The organism is Azospirillum sp. B506, from assembly GCF_000333595.1.
Classification (GTDB): Bacteria; Pseudomonadota; Alphaproteobacteria; order Azospirillales; family Azospirillaceae; genus Azospirillum.
The window spans coordinates 1-1278 of the sequence record NZ_BADK01000926.1 but is presented as its reverse complement, the minus strand read 5'-3'; the positions used below and the strand labels follow the sequence as shown (position 1 = coordinate 1278).

Annotated in this window: 2 protein-coding genes; one reads left to right on the top strand and one right to left on the bottom strand. The window is 67.7% G+C overall.

The annotated features are described in order from the left end of the window. Positions 1–104 precede the first annotated feature (104 nt). Positions 105–362, top strand: a complete 258-nt coding sequence (locus I71_RS28665; protein ID WP_375731225.1) for a LysR substrate-binding domain-containing protein — start codon at positions 105–107, stop codon at positions 360–362. 115 nt (positions 363–477) lie between these two features. On the opposite strand, the gene I71_RS28660 is transcribed toward I71_RS28665, so the two are convergent. Beyond that, positions 478–966: a single-stranded DNA-binding protein gene (locus I71_RS28660; protein WP_042702315.1), complete on the bottom strand. Its 489-nt coding sequence runs from the start codon at positions 964–966 to the stop codon at positions 478–480. Positions 967–1278 lie beyond the last annotated feature (312 nt).

Below are 1278 nucleotides of genomic sequence, written 5' to 3'. Positions count from 1 at the left end.
GCGACCGCCGCGGATCTGGAGGCGCATGATGNCCTGGGCTCAACTTCCGTCGCGCGGCTGCGGTCTGGCCATGAAGTCCGGGCGGCCGCCTGGTCGATCGGGAAGTGCCGACCCGAATCCTGGCGAACAATGGCGAGACGGTGCGCCATATGGCCCTTCTCGGACTCGGGCTGGCACGGTTGGCCGACTATCATGTCCGCGACGACCTGCGCGAGGGCCGACTGGTTGCGGTGCTCGATGACGCGCTGGTCGATACCGAGGAAATCCACGCGGTTTACACAGGCCGCGACCGCGCGCCACGGCGTGTCCGTGCCTTCCTCGACCACATGACCCCGCGCCTGAGGGCGATGCTGGCAGACTGACCGCCTCGGCGACTCATGGCGACCAAAGCGTTGCCCATAGAGGGGTTGGTCAGAAAAGACATCGGCCGGATGACGGGCATCCGGCCGATGGAACTCACCGCCGGGGCGGCTTGGTTCAGAACGGGATCTCGTCGTCGAGATCCTCGTGACGGGGCGGGGCGCCACCGCCGCTGCGATTGCCGCCCGACGAGCCGCCACCGTAGTTGCCGCCACCACCGCCATAGCCGCCGCCGCTGCTGCCACCACGCGACTCGTAGCCGCCGCCTCCACCGCCGAAGTTGCCGCCGCCCTCTTCACGGGCGCCACCGGTGAAGTCGATCTCGGCCACGCGGACCGACAGACCGGCGCCGCGGGTGCCATCGCGCTTTTCATATTCGCGCAGGGTGACCTCGCCCGAAACGACGACGCTCTTGCCCTTGGTCAGGTGCGGAGCAAGCGACTCGGCGCGCCGGCCCCAGATCGAGCAGTCGACCCACTGGGTCGTCTTGCGATCACCGAACCCGACATCGTTGGCGACGCGGAAGCCCAGCACCTTCTCGCCGCTCTGGGTCGTGCGCAATTCGCCGTCCGCGCCCAGGCGTCCCGTAAACGTCCAAACATTCATCGCTCGTTGCTCCTAAGCGCGAGTGTCCCAGCATCCATGCCGACCCGTCAGGATGCCCGGCGGAGGCACCCAGATGCCGAGGGTTCCCATTCGCAGGGCCGGCTGTTCAATGGCGACCATCCCCCCAGTCCCGCGCAACGAAGCACGCCGGACCGACGCCGGTCAACCGCCGTCGGATATGCTCCGGGGATGTCAGGACCGGCGCACTCGCCCTGCCGCCCCGACCGGGACACTCCATGAACAAATATAGCAGAGGAGCACGCCCCGGAAAACCAAATCTTCCGCGCAGCGCCGGAAATCGCATCCGGTCAG

Excerpts from the sequence above, each read along its gene's own strand:
- I71_RS28660 (WP_042702315.1), bottom strand. The coding sequence starts at position 966 with ATGAATGTTTGGACGTTTACGGGACGCCTGGGCGCGGACGGCGAATTG.